Here is a 21,556-nt window from a genome sequence, read left to right on the forward strand (position 1 = left end):
GTCTGGCCGGAACGGTCCGGAATCCGCGGGAATCGACGTAGTCGGTACGCGACGGTCCGTCCCGATAATTCACTGAATTCCCCCGTGGGGCCGATGCCACATCGGCCCCACGGGCCATTGGGGCCACAGGTCCGCAGGCGCAAAGTCACGAATGCATCACGAATAAACTCCAGTTGGGCCCGTGACCGTGTCAATCCCCTCACCGCTGTGCCAGTGTTTGTCACAACACCGCCGAGGGCGGTAAAGCCTTCCCTTTAAACCTGTTCACCCGGACGCGAGGCATCGGCGCCTTCGCGGCCTCGCGAAGGCCCCTCGGCATCGATATCTGGAGGAGAACACAACATGGCTCTGACCCGTAGAGCTCTCGGCGGCCTGACCATCGGCGGCTCGTCCGCATTCATGCTCGCCGCTTGCGGCGGCAACGACGACAACGGCGGCTCCGGCGGTGCCAAGGAACTGACCTGGGCGATCTCCTCCGCGTGGGAGTCCTGGAACGAGAACACCCTGGCCGGCAACAACTCGTACGGCCACCAGGCGATGTACCCGATGCGCCTCGGCGTCGACGGCAGCACCTCGGGCGACTGGGACGAGAACTCCACCTTCACCCTGAACGACGCCGTCTTCGCCGACGCGCAGGTCATCAGCGAGGCCCCGCTCCAGGTCGAGTACACCCTGAACGAGAACGCCCAGTGGTCCGACGGCGAGCCCGTGCGCCTGGAGGACTTCATCTTCCAGTGGTACGGCATCTCCGGCAACGAGGAGCACGCGAACCAGGAGCAGGCACTCCCGTCCTCCACCACCTGGGGCGCGGCCGTCGAGTCGATCGAGCTGACCGAGGCCGGCACCATCGTCTACACCTTCGTCGAGGGCTACCTCGACCCCGAGTGGATCTACAGCCCCACCCTGTACCTGCCCTCGCACGTCGCCGAGGCCGAGGGCTTCGCCGACTGGCAGACCGACCCGGCCGTCATGGGCAACGCCATCGAGTGGTTCGGCCAGAACCTCTCCGACGTCGTCCTCGGCCCGTGGAAGCCCGTCGACCACAAGCTCGGCGAGTTCGTGATCTACGAGATCAACGAGAACTACCAGGGCTCGGTCAAGCCGACCATCGAGAAGCTCACCCTCCGGGTCGTCGAGGGCACCGAGTCCATCGTCACCGAGCTGCGCCAGGGCACCATCGCCGGCGCGTGGCCGAGCGCCTTCGTGCAGGAGGAGTTCGACAAGGCCGCCGAGGACCCGAACCTCGCGCAGGAGGTCTACGAGGGCGGCGTGTGGATCCACGTCGACACCAACCTCAACACCCCCGCGCTCCAGGACGTGGCCCTTCGCCAGGCGATCTTCACCGCCATCAACGTCGAGGACTCGATCGCCCGCATCTTCCCGGGCACCGACGTCACCCGCCGCCTGAACCACTTCTTCGGCGTCAACAGCCCGCACTTCGTCGACTACCTCACCGAGACCGGCCAGGGCTCGGGCGACATCGACGCGGCCAAGGCCATCCTCACCGACGCCGGCTACACGGGCGCCGAAGAGGGCGAGACCCTGACCGACCCGTCGGGCAACCCGGTCAAGCTGACCATCCGCTTCGGCGACGGCGACGCGGCCCGCACCACTATCTCGGAGCTGGCCCAGGCCCAGTTCGCCCTGTTCGGACTCGAGCTTGAGCTCAAGGCCATCCCCGACGGCGCCCTCGGCACCGTCCTCTCCGAGGGCGACTTCGACCTGGTCGTCTTCGGCTGGTCCGGCAGCCCGAGCTTCGTCTCCGGCCCCGGCCAGTACTTCCAGACCGGCGTCAACTACGGCAACTACTCCTTCGAGGACATCGACGCCGGGATCGCCAAGGTCACCAGCACCACCGACGTCGACGAGTCGGCCGGGTTCGCCAACGAGGTCGAGGCCCTCGCGGTCCCGCTCGCGCTGACCCTCCCGTTCTACGACGAGCCCCAGGGCATCATCTGGAACGAGACCCTCGTCGAGGGCCCGGTCGCCAACGGCAACACGCAGGCCGGCCCGCTGTTCAACGTGGACGAGTGGAAGACCCTGTAAAGGCTCGATGAGCCGAGCGGCGGGGCCCTCGGGCCCCGCCGCTTCAGTGTTCTCCGGGGGTCGGTTACGGCGCGATGGCGTCGCCGTGACGGCACGGAGCGCACCGCCCCACCTTCCCCTCACGCCCCTCGGCAGCCGCAGCGTCGCGGCGGAGATTCCGGCGGCCGCCGGAGCCGGCCCAGCGCCGGCACGCGGCCTCGACGGCGAGGTTTTCCCTGGCAGACACCGAATTTTCCATCCTTCGGAGTTATTCAGGGAATGAACATCACGGGAACGTAACGAACGAAGCTCATCTCTGGTTCGGTCATTCGAAACCCGAGGTTCCCGTGGAAGGCTGTACCTCGCGTCACCCGACCGCCCGCTCAGGCGGTGCCCCCGGGCCCGACCGGCCCTTCGGCCGCGTCCGGATCCGAGCACCCGCCCAAGCCCCGGCTCGGCAGGACACCGCCCCCAGCAAGGTGCCCCGCCCGCCGGCGGTCCAGCGGCGCAAACCCACGAGAGGAACCATGAAGCGACACCACATGGCGGCCGTCGCCGCCTTCGCTTGCACCACCTTGGCGCTCGCCGGCTGCGGACAGGGCGACGTCCAGTCGTCCGGCCTGTCGGACTGCCTCACCGACCCCGCCGGCTGCAACGCCGGCGAGCGGATCGAAGGCGGCGAGATCACCTGGGCCCTCGACGGCTCCTGGTCCGCATGGAACCAGAACACCGCCGACGGCAACAACGCGTACGTCAGCACCGCCCTCGTGGGCATGTGGCCCTACATCGGCCAGTTCGACCCCGACGGCGCCTTCATCGTCAACGAGGGCATTTTCGCCGCCGACCCCGTGCTCATCAAGGAGAACCCCGTCACCGTCGAGTACGCCCTCAAACCCGACGCGAACTGGGGCGACGGCACCAAGGTCACGGTCGACGACTTCATCTACAACTGGTACGCCCGCTCGGGGAACCAGGACCTGTGCAAGGGCTGCACCCCCGCCACCACCACCTACGGCTCGCAGGTCGCCTCCATCACCGGCGAGGGCTCCAAGGTCACCGTGACCTACGTGGACGGCTACTACTCGGCCGAGTGGATGTACGAGGAAGTCCTCTCCGAGCCCGCCCACGTGGCCGAGGCCGCGGGCTTCGACTGGAAGAACGACCCCGAGCAGATGAAGGACGCCGAGGACTACTTCTCCGAGACCGTCCCCACCTGGTCCACCGGCCCCTTCAAGATCGACCAGGCCGTCGCCGGCGACTTCGTGCAGTACGTCCCCAACGAGGACTGGGCCGGCGACACCAAGGTCACCCTCGAGAAGGTCACCTTCAAGGTCTTCGACGGCCTCGACAACATCGTCACCGCCCTGCGCAACGGCGAGATCGACGGCGCCTCCCCGGCGGCGGTCACCTCCGAGTCGATCACGCAGCTCGAAGGCACCGCCGACGTGTCCTACGCGATCGCGGGCGGACCCAACTGGGAGCACGTCGACATCAACACCCGGCACGCGCCGCTGGACGACAAGGTCCTGCGCCAGGCGATCCTCACCGCCATCGACGTCGAGAACATCATCGCGCGCACCTACGCCTACGTGCAGTCGGACATCCAGCGCAAGAACAGCCACCTGTTCCGCAACGGCTCGGAGTACTTCACCGACTACCTCTCGGCCACCGGCCAGGGCTCGGGCGACATCGAGATGGCCCGCAGCATCCTGGTGAACGCCGGCTACGAGTGGGACGAGTCCGACCAGCTGTTCACCCCCGAGGGCGAACCGGTCGAGCTCGACTTCCGCTACTCGGCCTCCAAGGAGTCCCGCCAGGTCACCGCCGAACTCGCGCAGGCGAACCTCGCCGGCCTCGGCATCGACATCGACATCCGGGCGATCCCCGACGCCGACCTCGGCACCGTCCTCGCCGAAGGCGACTTCGACCTCATCGCCTACGGCTGGAGCTCGGACCCGCTGTTCGTCAGCTCGGCCTCCCAGTACTGGAACTCCGAGTCCCAGTCGAACTACGGCGGCCTCAAGGACCCCGAGCTCGACGACCTCATCGCGCAGATCAGCGGCACCCTCGACTACGACGAGGCCGCCGAGCGCGCCAACGCCGCCGTCAAGCACGTCATCGGCGACGCCTACGTACTGCCTATCGTGGACACACCGGTCGCGGTGATGGTCTCCGATAGGTTGGTCAACGTCCGCGACAATTGGGCTTCGCAACAGCGCGCGACGTACAACCTCGCGGAATGGGGGGTCAGCGGTGAATGACGGCCGCTCGGCCGCCCGCCCGCCGCGACGGCCGCGCGGGGCAGCAGGCGCCCCGCACCCGGCCCGCGGGCGGCGGAATGGGGAGTGGAGTGATTTCAGAAGAGTGCCAGGGGCTCACCGACCAGGCCGCAGAATGGGGAGTCAGTGAGCCGTAGGAGACGCCGCGCAGCAGCGCGGCCGGACCGGTCGGCAGGCGAACCGGTCCACAGCAGAGAAACCGTTAACGAGGCATTATGGTTGTATTCATAATCCGGCGCACCCTGATGATGATCCCGGTGCTGCTGGGGGCCACCATCTTGTGTTTTGTCCTGGTCGACGTCGCGAACGACCCCGTCCAGGACAGGATCTTCGAGATTCAGCAGTCCACCGGCGAGCCGGTGCCCCAGTCGACCATCGACGCCCTCGAGTCGGCGTGGTACTACGACCGGTCGGTCCCCGAGCGATATTGGATCTGGCTCACCGGCATCGGTGAGACCAACGACGACATCGGCCTGATCCAAGGCAAGTGGGGCCCCTCCATCGAGGGCACCGCGATGAACATCGGCGACGAGATCTCCGCCCGCTTCTGGATCACGCTCCGGCTGGTCCTGTTCGCCACGCTCGCCTCCATCGGCATCGCCATTCTCTCCGGTGTCGTCAGCGCCGTCAAACAGTATTCGAAGACCGACTACACGCTGACCTTCCTCGGCTTCCTGTTCCTGGCGATGCCCATCTTCTGGCTCGGCCAGCTGTTCAAGGAGGGGGCCGTCCAGCTCAACAAGCTGCTGGGGACCAACCTGTTCCAGACCTACGGCTCGGGCACGACCGGCTTCAGAGGGAACGGGTGGGAAGTCTTCGTCGACGCCCTGCCCTACCTGATCGTGCCCTCCCTGGTGCTCATGCTCGGCAGCTACGCCGCGATCTCGCGGTACCAGCGGGCCAGCATGCTGGAGGTCATGAACTCCGACTACGTGCGACTGGCCCGCGCCAAGGGCGTGCGCAACGGCACCGTCATGCGCCGCCACGCGCTGCGGACGGCGCTCATCCCGGTCGCGACCTTCGCGCCGCTGGCGCTCTCGGGCGCCATGGGCGGCGCCATCGTCACCGAGCGCATCTTCGGCTGGCGCGGACTCGGCGTCTACTCGCTCGACGCGATCAACTCCGGCGACACCTTCGCCGTCATGGCCTACCTGCTCATCTCCGGCGTCGTCGTCCTGATCGGCGTGCTGATCTCCGACATCCTGTACGGCGTGCTCGACCCGAGGATCCGCTATGAGTAACCCCGTTCCCGCGCTCGACGCGGAAGCCATCAACACCAAGGAACGCGGCCAGTGGGAGATGGTGGCCCGCCGGTTCTTCCGCCACCGCGCGGCCGTCATCAGCCTCGTCTTCTTCGTGATCATCGTGGCGTTCGCCTACCTCGGGCCGTTCGTGTGGAAGTGGGACTACAAGATCCACTCGGAGATCCCCTCGTGGGCCTCGCCGAGCCTCGACCACCCCTTCGGCACCGACAAGGCCGGGCGCGACATGCTCGGCGCGATGATGCAGGCGACCAAGCAGTCGCTCAACGTCGCCCTGACCGTGGCCATCGGGTCGACCGTCATCGGCGCGCTCTACGGCGCCGTCGCCGGCTTCTACCGCGGCTGGGTCGACGCGGTGCTCATGCGCATCCTCGACGTGATGTTCGTGATCCCGTTCCTGGTCATCACCGGTGCGCTCGCCGGCGCGATCGACTCCAGCGTCCGCTGGTACCACATGGCGATCATCCTGGCCGTGTTCGGCTGGACCTCGATCGCCCGCGCCGTGCGCGCCGAGGTGCTCAGCCTTCGCGAGAAGGAGTTCATCGAGGCCGCGCGCTCGGCCGGGGGCTCGGACTGGCACATCATCGTCAAGCACCTCATCCCGAACACGATGAGCGTCATCATCGTGTCGGTGACCCTCCAGATCGCGTTCGCGATCCTGTCCGAGACGACCCTGTCGTTCCTCGGGCTGGGCATCCAGAGCCCCGACACCTCGCTGGGCCTGCTCATCCAGGCCGCGGGCGCGTCGGCGTTCAACTCGCACTGGTACTTGTTCTACATCCCGGGTCTCATGATCATCCTGATCGCGCTCACCATCAACTTCATCGGTGACGGCCTGCGCGACGCGATGGACCCGCGACAGACGATGGTGAGGCGATAGCGATGTCGAACATCTCAGTCACCACGGGGAACGGCGCGAGCCGGGCCGTCGGCGCCAGAGGCGACGTCGTCCTCAAGGTCGACGACCTGAACGTGGCGTTCCCGTCCGAGGACGGCCTCGTCCACGCCGTGCGCGGCGTCTCCTACGAGCTGCGCCGGGGCCAGAGCCTCGGCATCGTCGGCGAGTCGGGCTCGGGCAAGTCGGTCACCTCGATGGCGATCATGGGCCTGCTGCCCAAGAGCGCGCAGATCACCGGATCGGCGAAGCTGGAGGGCGAGGAGCTCCTCGGCCTCGGCGACGCCGAACTCTCGCGCATCCGCGGCAAGAAGATCTCCATGATCTTCCAGGACCCGCTGACCAGCCTCAACCCGGTCTACACGGTCGGCTTCCAGCTGTCCGAGGCGATCCGCACGCACTACCGGGACGTGAACAAGGCCGAGGCGCGCAAGCGCTGCATCGACCTGCTCGACTCGGTCGGCATCCCGAACCCGCAGCAGCGGGTCGACGCCTACCCGCACGAGCTCTCCGGCGGTATGCGCCAGCGCGTGGTCATCGCCATCGCCATGGCGAACAACCCGGACGTGATCATCGCCGACGAGCCCACCACGGCCCTCGACGTGACCGTCCAGGCCCAGGTGCTCGAAGCGCTGGAGAAGGCCCGCGAAGAGGTCAACGCCGCGCTCATCCTCATCACCCACGACCTGGGCGTCATCGCCGGTCACACCGACGAGGTCCTGGTCATGTACGCCGGGCGCCCCGTCGAAGAGGGCAGTGTGGACGAGATCTTCTACGAGCCGCGGATGCCCTACACGCTGGGCCTGATCGGCTCGCTCCCGCGCATGGACGAGGACCGGGGCCACCGCCTCACCCCCGTCCACGGGACGCCGCCCTCGATGCTGAACATGCCGCCGGGCTGCCCGTTCCGGCCGCGCTGCCCGATGCATCAGGACATCTGCGCCGAGGTGGAGCCCGAGCTGCTGCCGATCAACGGGACCGGTCACGTGGCGGCCTGCCACTTCTCGGACCAGCTCGTGGACAAGGCGCCCGACGACGTGTTCGCCGCGGTGGCCACGGACCTGGCCGTAGAGGCGGAAGTCGAGGCCGCAGAGGCCGAGGCCGCCGCGATCGCCGAGGAGGAGGACAAGTGAACGCCATGCTCGACACTCCGCAGAACGCGGCCGCGCCCGTCATCGCCGGGAAGGACCTCGTCAAGGAGTTCCCCGTCCGCTCCAAGGGGATCCTGCGCCGCAAGGTGGGCGCGGTCCACGCCGTCTCCGGGGTGAGCCTGGAGATCGGCCAGACCGAGACGCTGGCCCTGGTGGGCGAGTCCGGTTGCGGCAAGTCGACGACCGCGCGCCTGCTGATGAACCTCATTCCGCCGACCGCCGGCGAGGTGATCTACGAGGGCAAGGACCTGACGAAGCTCTCGCGCAACCAGATGCGTCCGGTGCGCCGGGACATCCAGTTGGTGTTCCAGGACCCGATGGCCTCGCTGGACCCGCGCATGACGGTCTTCGAGATCATCGCCGAGCCTCTGCGGGTGCACGGCCTGTTCAAGAACGGCGGTCGCGACCGGGTGAACAGCCTGATCGAGATCGTGGGCCTGAACCCCGAGCACCGCAACCGGTACCCGCACGAGTTCTCGGGCGGGCAGCGCCAGCGCATCGGCATCGCCCGGGCGCTCGCGCTCCAGCCGCGGGTGCTCATGCTCGACGAGCCGGTGTCGGCCCTGGACGTGTCGATCCAGGCGGGCGTGATCAACCTCCTGGAGGACCTCCAGGACGAGCTCGGGCTGTCCTACCTGTTCGTGTCCCACGACCTTTCTGTGGTGCGCCACATCGCGGACAAGGTGGCGGTCATGTACCTGGGCAAGATCGTGGAGGAGGGGACCACCGACCAGCTCTTCGCCGGTCCGGCCCACCCGTACACGCAGGCGCTCATGTCGGCGATCCCGCTGCCGGACCCGCGCAAGGAGCGGACCCGGGAGCGGATCGTGCTCCTGGGCGACGTGCCGAGCCCGTCGAACCCGCCTTCGGGCTGCCGTTTCCGGACCCGGTGCCCGCTGTTCAAGGAGCTGTCGGAGGCCGACCAGTCGAAGTGCATCGACATCGAGCCGCTCCTGCGGTCCGACCACGCGGGCCTGACCCGCGCGGCCTGCCACTTCGCCAAGCCCAAGCAGCTCGTCTGATCCGGTGAAGCCTTTCGGGGCCGCCGCACCGATCCCCACCGGGACCGGAGCGGCGGCCCCGCGGTCTTCCCAGGTGTCGGAAGCGGTTTGCGGCCTCGCCCGCGGCGGTGCGAGACTGCGGTCATGACTGCACCTCCTCCTCCGTACGAACTGCAAGTGAACGCCCTCCTCGCCGAGTTCGGCGACCGGTGGGAGACGCCCGAGGCGATCGGCCGGGTCCGGGAAGGGCTCATCGCGAGGATGCCGGGCTGGCGGATTCCGGCCGCCTACGGGATCGGCACCGCGGACGCTTCGGACGGGTTCACGTTCGCCAAGACCAATGTCGGCGAGCACCCGCTTCCGGCGGCCGTGATGTCGACCGTGCTCGGCCACAAGGGCGGGACGGCCTCGTACCAGCTGCACCGCTGGACTCTGGCGCAGGCCATCCGCCTGCTCGAACCGGCCGAGGTCTGCACCGACTACCAGCACCCGAACCTGTGGGCGTGGCGGCCGATGCTCCAGGAGCTCATCGACGGCGCGACCGTCTACGCGGTGTTCCTGGGGGACCTCGCCGACGAGTCCGATGACCCGGGCGTGGCCGAACTGCGGAAGATCGCCACGCAGGCTTGAGCGAAGCGGCCGGGATGCCCAGTGGGGCGTCCCGGCCGCTCTCTAGTGCACGTTGTAGCGGTTGAGGCAGCCGGTGTGCGCGTACCCGGCTTGGTCGCCCCAGACCGCCCAGATCCAGACCTGCGAGTCATAGGTGCAGGTCCGGTGGTTCCCTCCGACGACGAACGGGACGCACTCGGTGCTGACCCAGGTATCGGCCGGGATCTCGGCGATCCCATCGGCGTTCGCGGACGGCAGGGTCCGGAGCACGGTCGTCCGGCTGAACGTGGCATCGCAGACCACGCTCTCCGGGTTCGCCTCGCCTGGACCGGCCGTCGCGGGAGCCGCCCAGGCCGCCCCGATCGCCAGGACCAGCGCCGCGCTGGAAACGATTCGTCGCATGTGACCTCCTCGTACTGTGACGACGATGCCGCCCCATGCTCGCAGCGGTGCCGTATCGACGTGGCGAAACGGCGGCCGTGTCGGATTCGCGATAGCGGAGCGCCGGTTCGCGGCGGAGGGACCCACGGTCAAAGAAGCGGCGACAAGGGGTGAGGTCTCGGGGCGGTCCTGGAGTTTGGCCGAAAGGGCCGATTCGGTCAGCCTTAAAGCGGCAGCGATGGAAGGGATTCGGGAACCTGACGCTTCGGGCTCCCGCTCAATCCTCGGTCGCTCTTACTGAAGGCAGCGACAAGGGGTTGGGTCCGGGGCGGGCTTTGCCTGTGGCATAGGGGATTCCAGGGCTCCGCCAAGCAAGAAACCGGCGGTGGACATGCTGAGGGGCCCGATCCCTCTCGGGAATCGGGCTTGCGCGGCCTCGATGGTGCGCTTCCCCTCAGCAGTCGCCCGCTGAGGCAGCCTAAGAACGGAGGAGGTCCGGGGTCTTCGCTGAACAGGACTCGTGGTCCCGATTCGCCTGTGTCGCTTGAAGTCTCAGCTACCGCACTGACCAGGACCCTCTCGGGTTCGCCGGTTCGAGCCGCCTCATCGACCACCTGGAACTTCGCTCGGGCCTTCGCGATCGCCGCGTCCATGCTCTTCTCGGCGTACCAGGTCGCGTAGTCCGTGAGTTCCCGCTTGAACGTGGGGGACCACTCGGCATAGTCGTGCCCGTTGGGCAGGTCCTTCTCTTCTTCCCACTCGGCATCGCTTGCGCCACTGGCGGTGTGCACGATCGAGGCGCGGCCGGGGCCGGTCTTCTCGATGCTCCACTTGCCGGTGTGGATGCGGGAGTGGTGGAAGCGGCACAACAGGATCAGGTTCTCGGCGACCGTAGCCCCGCCGTCCGCCCAGTGCTCCAGGTGGTGCGCCTCGGTCCAGGCGACGGGAGCCCGGCAACCGGACCAGGCGCAGCCTCCGGGTTGTTCCAGTTCCAGCTTGTGGCGCAGGGCCACGTTGGGGAGCCGCTTGGCGCGGCCGAGTTCGATCGCCTCGCCGGTGGAGTAGTCGAAGACCGAGGGGATGACCCCGGCCTCGCAGGCCAGCCGCCGGGCCTTCGACACCGAGACGGGCCGACCGTCGAGCATGGGCAGACGCCCGGTCTTCTCGCCGCGCAGGGTCGCCAGGTCGCAGGTCAGGTTGAGCGTCGCGGTGTGGCCGTGCCGCTTGGGCGCGCGAGGGTCGGTGCCATAGGCCGCCGCCATCTGGTGGAGCGCTTCGGCATTGCGGTTCGCGGCGGGAGGCAGCAGGCCGTCTTCATCGGCGTCCTCTTGGCGAGGAGGGGCCACCGCGGTCTTCAGGGCATTGCTGAGGAGCCTGCCGGTGTCGGCGGTGACGCGGCCGTCCACGTCCCACATGCCGTCGGGCCGCTCGTTGACCTCGAACCAGGCGAGGGACTGCTGGCTCATCTCGTCCAGCAGCGCCTGCCGGTCGAACAGCTCGGCGCAGACCCGGTCGAAGTGCTCGGCGAGTTCCGAACGAAGCGAGTGGACGCAGTACTCCCGGATGAGTTCTTCGGGGGTGGCGCAGTGAACCGAAGGGTCGTAAGGAGATTCGACGGGCTCGGGGTAGGGGACCCGGGAGTACACCGCCAGGCCCTCCCTTTCGAGGCGGCGCATCGCGTAGGCGATGGCGTCGATGCGGGCCGCTCCGGAGAGCGCGGCGGCGGTGAGGCGCTTGAACTTGGGGGCGAGCCGGGCGATCGAGGCCATCTGGCCCGCGCAGGAGGCGTTGAAGTCGAAGCACTCCATGATCCAGCCGCGGATGCCCGAGAAGCCGTCGCAGGCCTTGTGGTGACCGGCCGAAGTGTAGGCGATGACCGCTTCGAGAGTGTGAGCCTCGCGCGCTCGGGACTGGGCCGCAAGGGATTCGATCTGGGAGCGGAGGAAGGCGGCTTCGGCGTCCCGGTCTGATCCGTACTGGTTTTCAGACTTGTCCGACATCCTGCTCACTCCTCTCGGGGTTATCCGGTTTTGCAACCTATTGTTGGTTGCTGGCCTGATAAGTCAATGATGCCAGGGGAATGGGGGGATGGCATCACTCAAACGGGCGTAAGGGGGTTGGGGGAGACGTAAGGGATTTCGGGGCTGAGACGGGCACAACCTGAGGTCGGGTGCGGCGCAGGGTGCTTCAGGCGCCGTTGTCGCTGATCGGAAGGCCTCTAGCGTGATCGGACTGCAAGTCGAAGTGCGGGCCGGGTCGCCACTCGCCTCGTTGTCGCCGCCGATTGAACCTTGTTTCCGACGAAGCCGATTGACGGAATATTGACATCGAAACGTTTCAATGTCATTATCCAATTAGGACAAAACAGATAAAGTCAGTCAACGAGTCCCGATCGGCAGCCTGTCCGGTGCCCGAACACCTCCCTTTAGGAGAGCCGCAACTGTCGGGATACCGACACTTGTGTGTCAAAAGAACTGGTGGGGCCCTCGGGGGAATCTCGGGGGGACCATGTCGGCGTTTTACCCGCTAGCGTGGCACCATACGGGCCCGAGTGGTGGAATCTGGTAGACACAGTCGGCTTAAAACCGGCCGTCGTGAGACTTGCGGGTTCAAATCCCGTCTCGGGCACGGGAACGGGGACAACCTGCTGGCCAATGGGATCGGACGGAGTGGGGCCGTCCGGTCCTCGACTTCCGTTCGGGTGAACCTCGCGGTACCTCGGGCCGGGTCCCCTCAGTCCCACCTTCACCTGCGAACCCGTTCCCGCACAACGTGATCGTTGCGCACCACCGCACCGGTGACGCCGGTTGACCGAGTGACGCAGCCATGCTATCCAGTAGACGAGCGCTGCTACCATCCTGTCGAGCAGGGCGGGGGGAGAACGCCGTTTCGATTCTGCTGCAATACGTTTCAAATCTCTGCCATCGCGGAAGTCGATAGGCCCGTGTCGTGAGGACGGCGATGCCCGAAACAGCTCGGTCAACAACGCAAACCTATCAGTTCTCCCGGACTCCGGGTGTTCCTCAGGGCGAGGAGGCCATCGCGGTCGGGCTCAAGTCCCGACTGATCCGATTGGCGCTGCTGCCCATCGGCGTGGCCGTTTTCGCCGGCGCCGGAATCGCGATCTATCTGGTCGCAGCCGCGGCGGACCAACCGGCATGGATGAGCCCGGTGGTGTTCGGCTCCGCATCGGTCCTGCTGCTGCTCACCGGATTCCTCGCCTTCAGCTCGGCGACCAAGATCGAGTCCGATCTGCGGCGCCGGATCGGCGCCGTGCGAAGGTCTACTGTAGAGACTCACTATAAGGTCTGGCAGATCCTCGACGACCTCCAGCGCGCCACCCCTCCCGACCAGCGCTGGTCGGTGCCGCTGCCCAATCCCGGCGTCAGCGCCCGGAACGTGGACGAGACCATCGCCCTCCTCGCCGCCGAGGCCCGCCACCTGCGGGCCGCCGCCGAGTCCGTCGCCGCCCGCAACGTCCAGGCCGCGCCTGCGCAACCGATCGCTCCTGCGGCGCTCGTGTCGCCGCCTCCGGCCCCGATCGCCGCCGCCGCGAACGCCGCCGACGAACCGGGCGTGGGCATCTTCGTCAACCGGGCCCGGCGGCTCCAGGTCCTCGCGCACCGCGAGATCGTCGAACTCGACTTCCTCGAACGCCAGGTCGAGGACCCCGAACTGCTCAAGGGCCTGTTCTCGGTCGACCACCTGGCGACCAGGGTGCGCCGCCACGCCGAGAACCTCGCGGTGCTCGGCGGCGGCCCCTCGCACCGGCAGTGGTCGCGCCCGGTCAACGTCTACGAGGCGCTGCGCTCCTCGGTCGCCGAGGTCGAGCACTACGCGCGGGTCAAGCTCGCGCGCCCGATCGACGGCACCCTCAAGGGCCACGCGGTCGCCGACTTCATCCACCTGGTCGCCGAGCTGATCGAGAACGCGACGCTGTTCTCGCCGCCGAACTCCCAGGTGCTCATCCGCGTCGAGCACGTCAGCGCCGGCATGGCCGTCGAGGTCGAGGACCGGGGCCTCGGCATGGCCAAGGAGGACCGCGAGTTCTACAACGGGATCCTCTCCACCCCCGCGGAGGTCGATCTCGAAGCGCTGCTCGCGGACGGGCGCATCGGGCTCTATGTGGTGGCGCTGCTGGCCCGGCGCCACAAGTTCGCCGTCCAGTTGCAGTCCAACATCTTCGGCGGCACGCAGGCGGTCGTGGTCGTGCCCGAGGCGGTGCTCGGCGGCGAGCGCAGCGTCAACGAGCCCAAGGAGATCGAGGCCGTCGAGCCGAGCCCGCAACTGCCCTCGGTCCGCTTGGGCGGGACCGAGCAGCACTCCCGACCGCAGCCGGTCGCCGGCCCGCGCACCGGCCCGATCGACGCACCCGCCTACGCCCCGAGGGCGATCGAGCCGGCGCGCCCCAGCGAGCCCGACGACCGGCCCGCGCTCCCCAAGCGCAGCAGGCAGTCCCACCTCGCACCGCAGCTGCGCGACGGGTCGCAGCACGGCGGCGCCGGCTCCGAGTCCGGGCACGATCCCGGCCTCATGCGGGCGTTCCAGCAGGGCCAGCACCGCGCCGGCGACCAAGTTTCGGACAGTTCCGTCACTCCGTACCAAGACGAGGAGGCCTGATGGCAGGCGACGAGGCACCGGATCTCAATTGGCTGCTCGCGGGACTGGTGGAGAAGGTCCCGCACGCGCGCAGCGCCCTCCTGCTGTCGACGGACGGCATCAAGAAGGCGTACTCGGGGCTCGACGCCGACCAGGCCGACCAGCTCTCGGCGATCGCCTCGGGCATGTTCTCGCTGGCGCGCAGCGCCGGGGCGCAGTTCGGCTCGACCCCGGGCGTGCGCCAGGTCGTGGCCGAGCTCGACGACACGATGCTGTTCGTCTCCACCGCCGGTTCCGGTGCGGTGCTCGCGGTCGCGACCGATCGCGAGGCGGACGCGGGCCTGGTCGGCTACGAGATGTCCGTCCTCGTCAAGAGCGTCCGCCCGGCCCTGGAGACGCCGGTGCGCCGCCCCGTGGCGCCCAGCGGCGCGGTCGCCAGCGGTGACGCGGCGCTCTGATGGGCGACTCCGCGGACAGGCCGCTGCTCGACGACGAGGCGGGCCCGCTCGTCCGCCCGTACATGGCCAGCGGCGGGCGGACCGCGCCGAGCGCCGCGCTCGACCTGCTGACCCTGGTCTGGGCGACCGGCCGGCTGGGGCCCACGCAGTTGGAGGCCGAACTCGGCGAGGTGCTGCTGCTGTGCCGGGAGCCGATCTCGGTGGCCGACGTCGCCGCCCACATGCGGCTGCCGGCGATGGTCGTCAAGGTCCTGCTGTCCGACCTCATCGAACTCGGCGCGGTCGGGCTCCTCTCGCCCGACCCCGCCGTCGACACCACCGACCGATCCGTATTGGAGGCACTCCTCAATGGCCTACAACGGCGACTGTGACCCCGCCGCCCGCGCCGGGCCGGCGCGCACCGCGATCAAGCTGCTCGTGGCCGGCGGGTTCGGGGCCGGGAAGACGACCTTCGTCGCGTCGGTGTCGGAGATCGAGCCGCTGACGACCGAGGAGACCATCACCGCCGCCTCGGTCGGCACCGACGACCTCACCGGCGTGGGGGACAAGCGGACCACCACGGTCGCGCTCGACTTCGGGCGGCTGACGCTGGACGAGCGGCACATCCTGTACCTGTTCGGCACCCCCGGGCAGGACCGGTTCTGGTTCATGTGGAACGAGCTGTCGGAAGGGGCCTACGGCGCGGTGGTCCTGGCCGACACCCGGCGCCTGGAGGACTGCTTCCCGTCGCTGGACTTCTTCGAGCGGCGGGGGACGCCGTTCATCGTGGCGGTCAACGAGTTCGACGGCGCGCACCGGTACGCGCCCGAGGAGGTCCGGTCGGCGCTCGACCTCGACCCGGGTGTGCCGGTGGTCCTGTGCGACGCGCGCGACACCCGTTCGGCCACGTCCGCGCTGGTCACGCTGACGCAGCATCTGATCTCGGCCGCGTCGGCGGCCGTCTAGTTAGGAGAGACGCATGTCCGATCTGGAGAACGAGTTCCGCCTCACGGTGACCCCGGAGGACCCCGACGGCTCCAAGCGGGCCGCCCGGCTCGCGAAGCTCGGCGCGGTGGCGCAGGCCGATCCGGAGTACGACGACGTGGCCCGGCAGATCCTCACGCTGACCGGCGCGACCTGGGCGGGGGTGAACTTCGTGGGCGAGCACCAGCACCAGTTCTTCCCGGGCATCGCCGGGCCGGGAACGCAGTCGGTCGACGGGGCCGACCCCGAGATCGGGCGCGAGATGCCCGGCGACCACGGCTACTGCGTGTACGTGGTGGCGCGCGAGAAGGCCATGGCGCTCAACAACGTCATGGACTACGCGCGGTTCGCGGGCAACCCGGTGGTGGACGCGCTCGGCATCCGCGCGTACATCGGCGCGCCGCTGGTGGACGAGGAGGGCGCGACCATCGGCACCGTCTGGGCCATCGACGACAAGACCCACCAGTGGGGGACGGTCGACGTGGACGCCATGAAGGAGGTCGCGGCGAAGGTCATGGGCCGCATCCGCGAGAAGGCCGCGGCGGGAGCCTGACCGACCGGGGCGTCCCCTCACGCCCTGAAGCGAGCACGGCATCGACTGCCCTGCAACGACATCGGGGGAGGCGGCGCACCGCCTCCCCCGAACCGTTGTCCGGTCTTCGTGAAGACGTTATGCTGCGTTGATTCGTGTGCAATCGTCCCATGATCGGCTCTAGGGGTTCCCATACCGCCCCTAGGCGCAGCGGCCCGGCCCGCGCCCGATCCATCGACCCCAACGGAGAATCATGCTCAGCATCAGAGGCAAGCGACCGGTCGTGGCCGCCCTCGGCGCGGTGGCGCTCGCGGCGACCACGATCGCCGTCGGCGCCTGGTCCGGCCACGGCGGCCACTGGGGCCCCGGCGGGCCCGGAGGCCACGGCGGCCACCACGGCAAGCAGGTCGAGCTGCAACTGCTCGCCATCAACGACTTCCACGGCAACCTCGAGGCCGACTCCAGCCTCACCTACCCCGGCTTCGAGGAGCCCGTCGGCGGCGCCGAGTACCTCGCCACCCACCTCGCCCAGGCCCGCGAAGGCGAGAAGTACAGCACCACCGTCGCCGCCGGGGACCTCATCGGCGCCAGCCCCTTCCTCTCGGCGGTCTTCGACGACGAGCCGACCATCGAGTCGCTCAACGCCATGGGCGTCGAGGTCTCCTCGGTCGGCAACCACGAGTTCGACGACGGCTTCGAGGAACTCCAGCGCATCATCGACGGCGACGAGCACTTCGACGGCGCCGACTTCCCCTACCTCGGCGCGAACGTCGTCGACGAGGCGACCGGCGAGCCCGTCCTCGACCCGTACTGGGTCAAGCAGTTCAAAGGCGGCGTCAAGGTCGGCTTCATCGGCATGACCCTCGAAGGCACCGGCGACATCGTCTCCAAGGCCGGCATCGAGGGCCTCGAGTTCCGCGACGAGGTCGAGACCGCGAACAAGTACGCCAAGGAGCTCAAGCGCAAGGGCGTCAACGCCATCGTCGTGCTCCTCCACGAAGGCGGCGTGCCCGTCGCCGAGGACACCGGCCACGACTGCGAGTCCCTCGACGGCACCGGCACCGGCATGTCCGGGCCCATCGTCGACATCGCCGAGACCACGAGCCCGCTCGTGGACATCATCATCACCGGCCACACCCACAACGAGTACGTCTGCTCGGTGCCCGACCCGGCCGGCAACCCGCGCATGATCACCTCCGCCTCCTCCTACGGCAAGGTCTTCACCGAGATCGACGCGACCTACGACAAGCGCACCAAGGACATCGTGCGCTCCAAGGTCTCCGGCTCCAACACCGTCGTCACCCGCGACGTCGAGGCCGACCCCGCGCAGACGGCGATCCTCGACGAGTACGGGCCGCTCGCCGAAGAGGCCGGCAGCCGCGTCGTCGGCTACATCGCCGAGGACATCACCCGCGGCGCCACCCGCGCCGAGGAGTTCCCGCTCGGCAGCCTCATCGCCGACGCCCAGTGGTGGAGCACCGCCGCAGAGGACGCCGGCGGCGCCGACTTCGCCCTCATGAACCCCGGCGGCGTCCGAGCCGACCTCCTCTACGACCAGGGCACCCCCGGCGAGGCGACCTACGCCGAGGTGTTCACCGTGCAGCCCTTCGCGAACTACGTCGTCACCGTCGACCTCACCGGCGCCCAGATCCTCGAAGCGCTCCAGCAGCAGCTGCCCAGCGCCGACCGCGACACCACCCTGGTGCTCCAGGTCTCCGAGGGCTTCACGTACACGTGGGACACGACGCTGACCGGCACCGACCAGATCGTCGCCGACTCCCTGGCGCTCAACGGGGAGCCGATCGAGGCCGAGGAGACCTACCGGGTCACCATCAACTCCTTCCTCGCCGACGGCGGCGACTCCTTCTACGTCTTCGCCGAAGGCGAGAACCGCCTCTTCGGAGCCCTCGACGTGGACGCGTTCGAGGACTACCTCGCCGAGTTCGGCACCGAGGCCGACCCGATCGGCGCGCCCGAACTCGGGCGCGTCACCGTCATCGGCTGACCTTCTTCAGAAAACTCTGAACAGCGGCGGAGCAGGGAATGCTCCGCCGCTGTGTCGTGTTCGGTGCATTGACCGGATAGGGTTGGAGTCACCCTTGAACCTTCAACGGAGGACCGCAGGTCATGGCAATGCAGAGCAGAAACTCATCCCTTCGGCACATGGTGAAGACCCAGTACAACGAGCAGCACATGGGTGCCGCGTACGGGCCTTACGGACAGATGACGCAGGCCCCGCAGGTCCAGACCATGCGGATCGACGACGTCGTCATCCGCACCGTGGCCCTCGTCGCCGCCACCTTCGTCTCCGCGATCCTCACCTACTCGATGGTCGCGAACGCGTTCACCACCAACGTCCGCGGCGAGGTCGTCATCACCGACCCGTCGGCGGTCAGCACCGCGATGACCCTCGGCGGCGTCGGCATGTTCGTCGGCCTCGGCGTCATCCTCTTCTCGATGTTCAAGCCGATCACGAACCCGATCGTCTGCTTCCTCTACGCGATCGGCCAGGGCCTCATGCTCGGCGGCGTCTCGGCCTTCTTCGAGGTCCGCTGGCCCGGCATCGTCGTCAACGCCCTGGTCGCCACCATCCTCGTGTTCTTCGGGATGCTCGCGCTCTACAAGTTCCGCATCCTCAAGAACTCCCCGGTGTTCACCAAGGTCATGGTCGGCGCCGGCTTCGGCATCTTCGGCCTCATCATGGTCAACTTCATCGGCAGCCTCGTCGGCTTCGACCTCGGCCTGTTCGCCTCGGACGGCAACGCCAACGCCCTCCAGTGGATCATCGCCATCGGCATCACCCTGTGGGCCGCGTTCTCGTTCATCCTCGACTTCGACATGATCGAGTACTCCGCCAACAACGGCGCCCCCAAGAAGTACGCCTGGGCCGGGGCCTTCGGCCTCACCGCCGGGCTCATCTTCCTGTACTGGAACCTGCTGCGCCTCCTCAGCTACTTCCAGAGCAACTAGCCGGTTGAGCACCGAACTGGAGCGGGCGATCGGGCGCGTCGTCGAAGGCACGCGCCACTGGTCGCCCGCTCGCTGGTCCCCGCTGGCCCCGGCGATGCACGCCCTCGTCCAGGCCCTCGCCGACATCACGGCCGACGCCGAAGGCCGGCCCCGGCGCCCCGTCCCGCGCCTGAGCGGCGACATGCACCTGCCCGACCAGCTCCAGGTGATCGGCCTCGACCTCCTCGACGTCGAACCCGAACTCACCGAACCCCAGCGCCGCGACGTCGACGAGGCGATCCAGACCGCCCGCGCCGCCCTGTTCTAGGCCCCCGCTACGACCAGTCGGTCGAGAGCCGCGCCGAGTCGTCCAAGGCCTCCACCAGGTTGTCCGCCTCCCAGCGCAGCACGTTGCGCCGCGTGCGCGTCGCCCGGTCCTCGATCGCCGCCAGCCGCAGGTCCAAGCGGTGCACCGCCTGCGTCAGATCCACTCCGCTCGGCGCGGCCGTGCCCCGCGCCCGCGCCGCCAACCGCATGTACGCCGCGTCCACCGCGTCCGCGAACGCGTCCACCCCGTCCAGGCCGACGCCCTCCTCATCGCGCCCCAGCGTCGCGTTCACCGCCACCAGCGCCCGGCCCGCCCGCGACAGCGCCGCCTCCACGCCCAGCACGTCCGCCGACAACGGCCCCGGCCCCGCCACCGGCTCGGCCGCGGCCTGATCGGCCGAACTGTTCAACGCCGCCCGCCGCGCCCGGATCCGGTCGATCGCCGCGTGCATCACCTTCCGGTCGTAGTCCGCCGGATGCGCCTGCCGGTCCAGCGACAGCCGCGCGTAGTCGCGGTACGCGTCCACCAGATCCCCCAGTAGGTCGCCGAGCCGCCGGGTCTGCCAGGTCGGCACCAGCACGTAGAACCCGATCGCCAGCGCCGCCCCCACCAGCGTGCACGCGCCCCGGTCGAACGCCGCGAGCACCGGGCTCTCGCCCGACAGGTCGATCTGGAACACCGTGAAGCCCGAGACCGCCGCCGCGAACACCAGCATCGACACCGGCCGCGCCAGGTACGCCACCAGCGCGTAGGCGAGCACGACCAGGCTCAGCCACAACTGCTCGTGCGGCAGCACCAGGCCCAGCAGCGAGGCGAGGACCACGCCGCCGGTGGTCCCGACCGCCCGCGTCGTCCCGCGCGTCAGGGTCCCGGCGAAGTCCGCCTGGAGGACCAGCCACGCCGTCAAGGGCACCCAGTAGCCGTGCCCGGTCGGCCACAGCAGGCCGATGCCCATCGCCAGGGCGATGACGCCGGCGCGCCGCAGCGCGTGGTGGATCACCGGGTCGCGCCGGTGCAGGCGCGAGCGCAACTGCTCGTACGCCTGGCGGGCGGTGCTGGTCGCGTGCGCGAGGGCGGGGTCGCCGATGACTTCGCCGCCGCCGTCGGCGATCCGTTCGGCGAAGCCGCCGGTCTCGTGGAGGGTGCGCAGGAGGCCGCCGATGTCGCTGGGCATGGTGCCGGTGGTGGTGGCCATGGGGTTCTGGGAGAGGCCGTCGAGCAGTTCGTCCCAGTCGAGTTCGGCGGGGCGGCGGGCGGTGATGTTGGCGGCGAAGCGGTCGAGGAGGCGGGCGGCGAGTTGGAGGGCTTCGGAGTAGAAGGCGACGGTGTCGCGGTCTTGGGCGTCGGCGCGGGCTCGGGCGCTGGCGGTGCGGCCGATGGCGTTGGAGACGGCGTAGATCTGGCGGCGGGCTTCGAGGACGGCGGCGGGGAGTCGGCGGCGGCTGTCGAGTTCGCGGGCGGCTTCGAGGAGGGTCTCGGTGCGGAAGGGTGCGTTGGGGTCGGCGGCGAGTGATTGGGCTTCGGCGGCGAGGGCGCGCCAGGCGTCGGCGAGGGTGCGGCGGTCTTCGGCCCACCGGTAGTGGGGCGGGAGGAGGGCCATGGCGGCCTGGACGGCGCCGCCGGCGAGGACGGCCGCGGCGGCGATGAGGGGGGTGGTGCCGGCGGTGACGTGTTCGGAGAGGAAGAACATGAGGCCGGAGACGGTGAAGGTGACGCCGGCGACGTGGGTGACCGAGCCGATGAAGGTGAGGGTGAAGGCGTAGGCGGCCGCGGCGGCGATGAGGAGGAGGGGGTCGGCGATGGCGCCGAGGAGGACGCCGAGGGCGCCGGCGGCGCCGACGAGGATCGGGAGGGTGGGGCTGGTGCGGGTGCCGGGGGTGAGGAGGGCGACGCCGCCGAGCCAGGCGCCCATGACGGCGGCGGGTCCCCAGGCGGGGTCGTCGAGGAGGGCGAGGGCGCTCATGGCGATGGTGATGCCGAAGGCGGCGCGCACGGCGAGGATGGGGGCGGCCTCGCCCGGGGTCCACGCCCGCAGGTCCCGGCCGACCCGGCGGAAGGATTCGGCGACGCCCGGGTTGAGCACGTCGCAAGCTTAGGGCCTGTCGGGCCGGGTCTTCAGCCGCA

Annotated in this window: 18 protein-coding genes and 1 tRNA gene; 16 read left to right on the plus strand and 3 right to left on the minus strand. The window is 68.9% G+C overall.

Translation table 11 applies throughout. From position 1 onward, the window contains the following. Positions 1-342 precede the first annotated feature (342 nt). The 7 genes from IF12_RS0102105 to IF12_RS0102135 all read left to right on the plus strand — a co-directional run bounded on the left by IF12_RS0102105 (position 343) and on the right by IF12_RS0102135 (position 9,243). The gene (locus tag IF12_RS0102105) at positions 343-2,046 is read left to right on the plus strand and encodes an ABC transporter substrate-binding protein (protein WP_030144614.1); all 1,704 of its coding nucleotides are present in this window, start codon (positions 343-345) and stop codon (positions 2,044-2,046) included. Positions 2,047-2,552: 506 nt separating this feature from the next. After that, the gene (locus IF12_RS0102110) at positions 2,553-4,286 is read left to right on the plus strand and encodes an ABC transporter family substrate-binding protein (protein WP_081912943.1); all 1,734 of its coding nucleotides are present in this window, start codon (positions 2,553-2,555) and stop codon (positions 4,284-4,286) included. Between the two features lie 233 nt (positions 4,287-4,519). Continuing rightward, a complete protein-coding gene (locus IF12_RS0102115; protein WP_030144616.1) occupies positions 4,520-5,545 on the plus strand; it encodes an ABC transporter permease in 1,026 nt (341 codons plus the stop codon). Then, a complete protein-coding gene (locus IF12_RS0102120) occupies positions 5,538-6,446 on the plus strand; it encodes an ABC transporter permease (protein ID WP_030144617.1) in 909 nt (302 codons plus the stop codon). The genes IF12_RS0102115 and IF12_RS0102120 overlap by 8 nt, the downstream gene beginning before the upstream one ends. A 2-nt stretch (positions 6,447-6,448) precedes the next feature. Next, positions 6,449-7,594: an ABC transporter ATP-binding protein gene (locus IF12_RS0102125; RefSeq protein WP_081912945.1), complete on the plus strand. Its 1,146-nt coding sequence runs from the start codon at positions 6,449-6,451 to the stop codon at positions 7,592-7,594. 5 nt (positions 7,595-7,599) lie between these two features. Then, entirely contained in the window at positions 7,600-8,634 is a 1,035-nt protein-coding gene (locus IF12_RS0102130) for an ABC transporter ATP-binding protein (protein WP_030144619.1), read from the plus strand. 123 nt (positions 8,635-8,757) lie between these two features. Continuing rightward, positions 8,758-9,243, plus strand: coding sequence for a hypothetical protein (locus IF12_RS0102135; RefSeq protein ID WP_133884149.1), 486 nt, complete (start codon positions 8,758-8,760; stop codon positions 9,241-9,243). A gap of 42 nt (positions 9,244-9,285) precedes the next feature. Here the strand turns inward: IF12_RS0102135 and IF12_RS0102140 are convergent, their stop codons facing one another. Beyond that, on the minus strand, positions 9,286-9,624 hold the full coding sequence (locus IF12_RS0102140; RefSeq protein ID WP_030144621.1) for a hypothetical protein: 339 nt from the start codon (positions 9,622-9,624) through the stop codon (positions 9,286-9,288). A 203-nt stretch (positions 9,625-9,827) separates the two neighbouring features. Further along, positions 9,828-11,603 (minus strand): HNH endonuclease signature motif containing protein, encoded by a 1,776-nt coding sequence (locus IF12_RS0102145; protein ID WP_030144622.1) that lies wholly within the window; start codon positions 11,601-11,603, stop codon positions 9,828-9,830. 545 nt (positions 11,604-12,148) lie between these two features. On the opposite strand from IF12_RS0102145, the gene IF12_RS0102150 reads away from it, so the two are divergent. The 9 genes from IF12_RS0102150 (at position 12,149) to IF12_RS0102190 (ending at position 19,432) form a co-directional block, all read left to right on the plus strand. Next, positions 12,149-12,231: transfer RNA gene (locus IF12_RS0102150), tRNA-Leu, on the plus strand. A gap of 444 nt (positions 12,232-12,675) precedes the next feature. Beyond that, positions 12,676-14,223, plus strand: coding sequence for a sensor histidine kinase KdpD (locus IF12_RS0102155; protein ID WP_051703854.1), 1,548 nt, complete (start codon positions 12,676-12,678; stop codon positions 14,221-14,223). Beyond that, complete coding sequence (locus IF12_RS0102160) at positions 14,223-14,660, plus strand: roadblock/LC7 domain-containing protein (RefSeq protein ID WP_035748032.1); 438 nt, start codon at positions 14,223-14,225, stop codon at positions 14,658-14,660. Before IF12_RS0102155 ends, IF12_RS0102160 begins: the two co-directional genes overlap by 1 nt. Next, positions 14,660-15,031 carry a DUF742 domain-containing protein gene (locus IF12_RS0102165; protein WP_030144625.1) on the plus strand — a complete coding sequence of 124 codons (372 nt, stop codon included), beginning with the start codon at positions 14,660-14,662 and terminating at the stop codon, positions 15,029-15,031. Before IF12_RS0102160 ends, IF12_RS0102165 begins: the two co-directional genes overlap by 1 nt. Then, positions 15,009-15,605 (plus strand): ATP/GTP-binding protein, encoded by a 597-nt coding sequence (locus IF12_RS0102170; RefSeq protein ID WP_030144626.1) that lies wholly within the window; start codon positions 15,009-15,011, stop codon positions 15,603-15,605. The genes IF12_RS0102165 and IF12_RS0102170 overlap by 23 nt, the downstream gene beginning before the upstream one ends. Positions 15,606-15,618: 13 nt before the next feature. Further along, positions 15,619-16,176: a GAF domain-containing protein gene (locus IF12_RS0102175; RefSeq protein ID WP_030144627.1), complete on the plus strand. Its 558-nt coding sequence runs from the start codon at positions 15,619-15,621 to the stop codon at positions 16,174-16,176. A gap of 232 nt (positions 16,177-16,408) precedes the next feature. Continuing rightward, entirely contained in the window at positions 16,409-18,160 is a 1,752-nt protein-coding gene (locus tag IF12_RS0102180) for a bifunctional UDP-sugar hydrolase/5'-nucleotidase (protein ID WP_030144628.1), read from the plus strand. Between the two features lie 158 nt (positions 18,161-18,318). Further along, the gene (locus IF12_RS0102185) at positions 18,319-19,125 is read left to right on the plus strand and encodes a Bax inhibitor-1/YccA family protein (RefSeq protein WP_030144629.1); all 807 of its coding nucleotides are present in this window, start codon (positions 18,319-18,321) and stop codon (positions 19,123-19,125) included. Between the two features lie 4 nt (positions 19,126-19,129). Further along, positions 19,130-19,432 (plus strand): hypothetical protein, encoded by a 303-nt coding sequence (locus IF12_RS0102190; protein ID WP_051703855.1) that lies wholly within the window; start codon positions 19,130-19,132, stop codon positions 19,430-19,432. Positions 19,433-19,439: 7 nt separating this feature from the next. Here the strand turns inward: IF12_RS0102190 and IF12_RS0102195 are convergent, their stop codons facing one another. After that, a complete protein-coding gene (locus IF12_RS0102195) occupies positions 19,440-21,515 on the minus strand; it encodes an FUSC family protein (RefSeq protein ID WP_030144631.1) in 2,076 nt (691 codons plus the stop codon). Positions 21,516-21,556: the final 41 nt, after the last annotated feature.

It is taken from the genome of Glycomyces sp. NRRL B-16210, from assembly GCF_000719515.1.
Lineage (GTDB): Bacteria > Actinomycetota > Actinomycetes > Mycobacteriales > Micromonosporaceae > Glycomyces.

Excerpts from the sequence above, each read along its gene's own strand:
- IF12_RS0102110 (WP_081912943.1), top strand. The coding sequence starts at position 2,553 with ATGAAGCGACACCACATGGCGGCCGTCGCCGCCTTCGCTTGCACCACC.
- IF12_RS0102130 (WP_030144619.1), top strand. The coding sequence starts at position 7,600 with ATGCTCGACACTCCGCAGAACGCGGCCGCGCCCGTCATCGCCGGGAAG.
- IF12_RS0102120 (WP_030144617.1), top strand. The coding sequence starts at position 5,538 with ATGAGTAACCCCGTTCCCGCGCTCGACGCGGAAGCCATCAACACCAAG.
- IF12_RS0102115 (WP_030144616.1), top strand. The coding sequence starts at position 4,520 with ATGGTTGTATTCATAATCCGGCGCACCCTGATGATGATCCCGGTGCTG.
- IF12_RS0102135 (WP_133884149.1), top strand. The coding sequence starts at position 8,758 with ATGACTGCACCTCCTCCTCCGTACGAACTGCAAGTGAACGCCCTCCTC.
- IF12_RS0102160 (WP_035748032.1), top strand. The coding sequence starts at position 14,223 with ATGGCAGGCGACGAGGCACCGGATCTCAATTGGCTGCTCGCGGGACTG.
- IF12_RS0102125 (WP_081912945.1), top strand. The coding sequence starts at position 6,449 with ATGTCGAACATCTCAGTCACCACGGGGAACGGCGCGAGCCGGGCCGTC.
- IF12_RS0102105 (WP_030144614.1), top strand. The coding sequence starts at position 343 with ATGGCTCTGACCCGTAGAGCTCTCGGCGGCCTGACCATCGGCGGCTCG.
- IF12_RS0102185 (WP_030144629.1), top strand. The coding sequence starts at position 18,319 with ATGGTGAAGACCCAGTACAACGAGCAGCACATGGGTGCCGCGTACGGG.
- IF12_RS0102170 (WP_030144626.1), top strand. The coding sequence starts at position 15,009 with ATGGCCTACAACGGCGACTGTGACCCCGCCGCCCGCGCCGGGCCGGCG.
- IF12_RS0102175 (WP_030144627.1), top strand. The coding sequence starts at position 15,619 with ATGTCCGATCTGGAGAACGAGTTCCGCCTCACGGTGACCCCGGAGGAC.
- IF12_RS0102165 (WP_030144625.1), top strand. The coding sequence starts at position 14,660 with ATGGGCGACTCCGCGGACAGGCCGCTGCTCGACGACGAGGCGGGCCCG.
- IF12_RS0102140 (WP_030144621.1), bottom strand. The coding sequence starts at position 9,624 with ATGCGACGAATCGTTTCCAGCGCGGCGCTGGTCCTGGCGATCGGGGCG.
- IF12_RS0102180 (WP_030144628.1), top strand. The coding sequence starts at position 16,409 with ATGCTCAGCATCAGAGGCAAGCGACCGGTCGTGGCCGCCCTCGGCGCG.
- IF12_RS0102145 (WP_030144622.1), bottom strand. The coding sequence starts at position 11,603 with ATGTCGGACAAGTCTGAAAACCAGTACGGATCAGACCGGGACGCCGAA.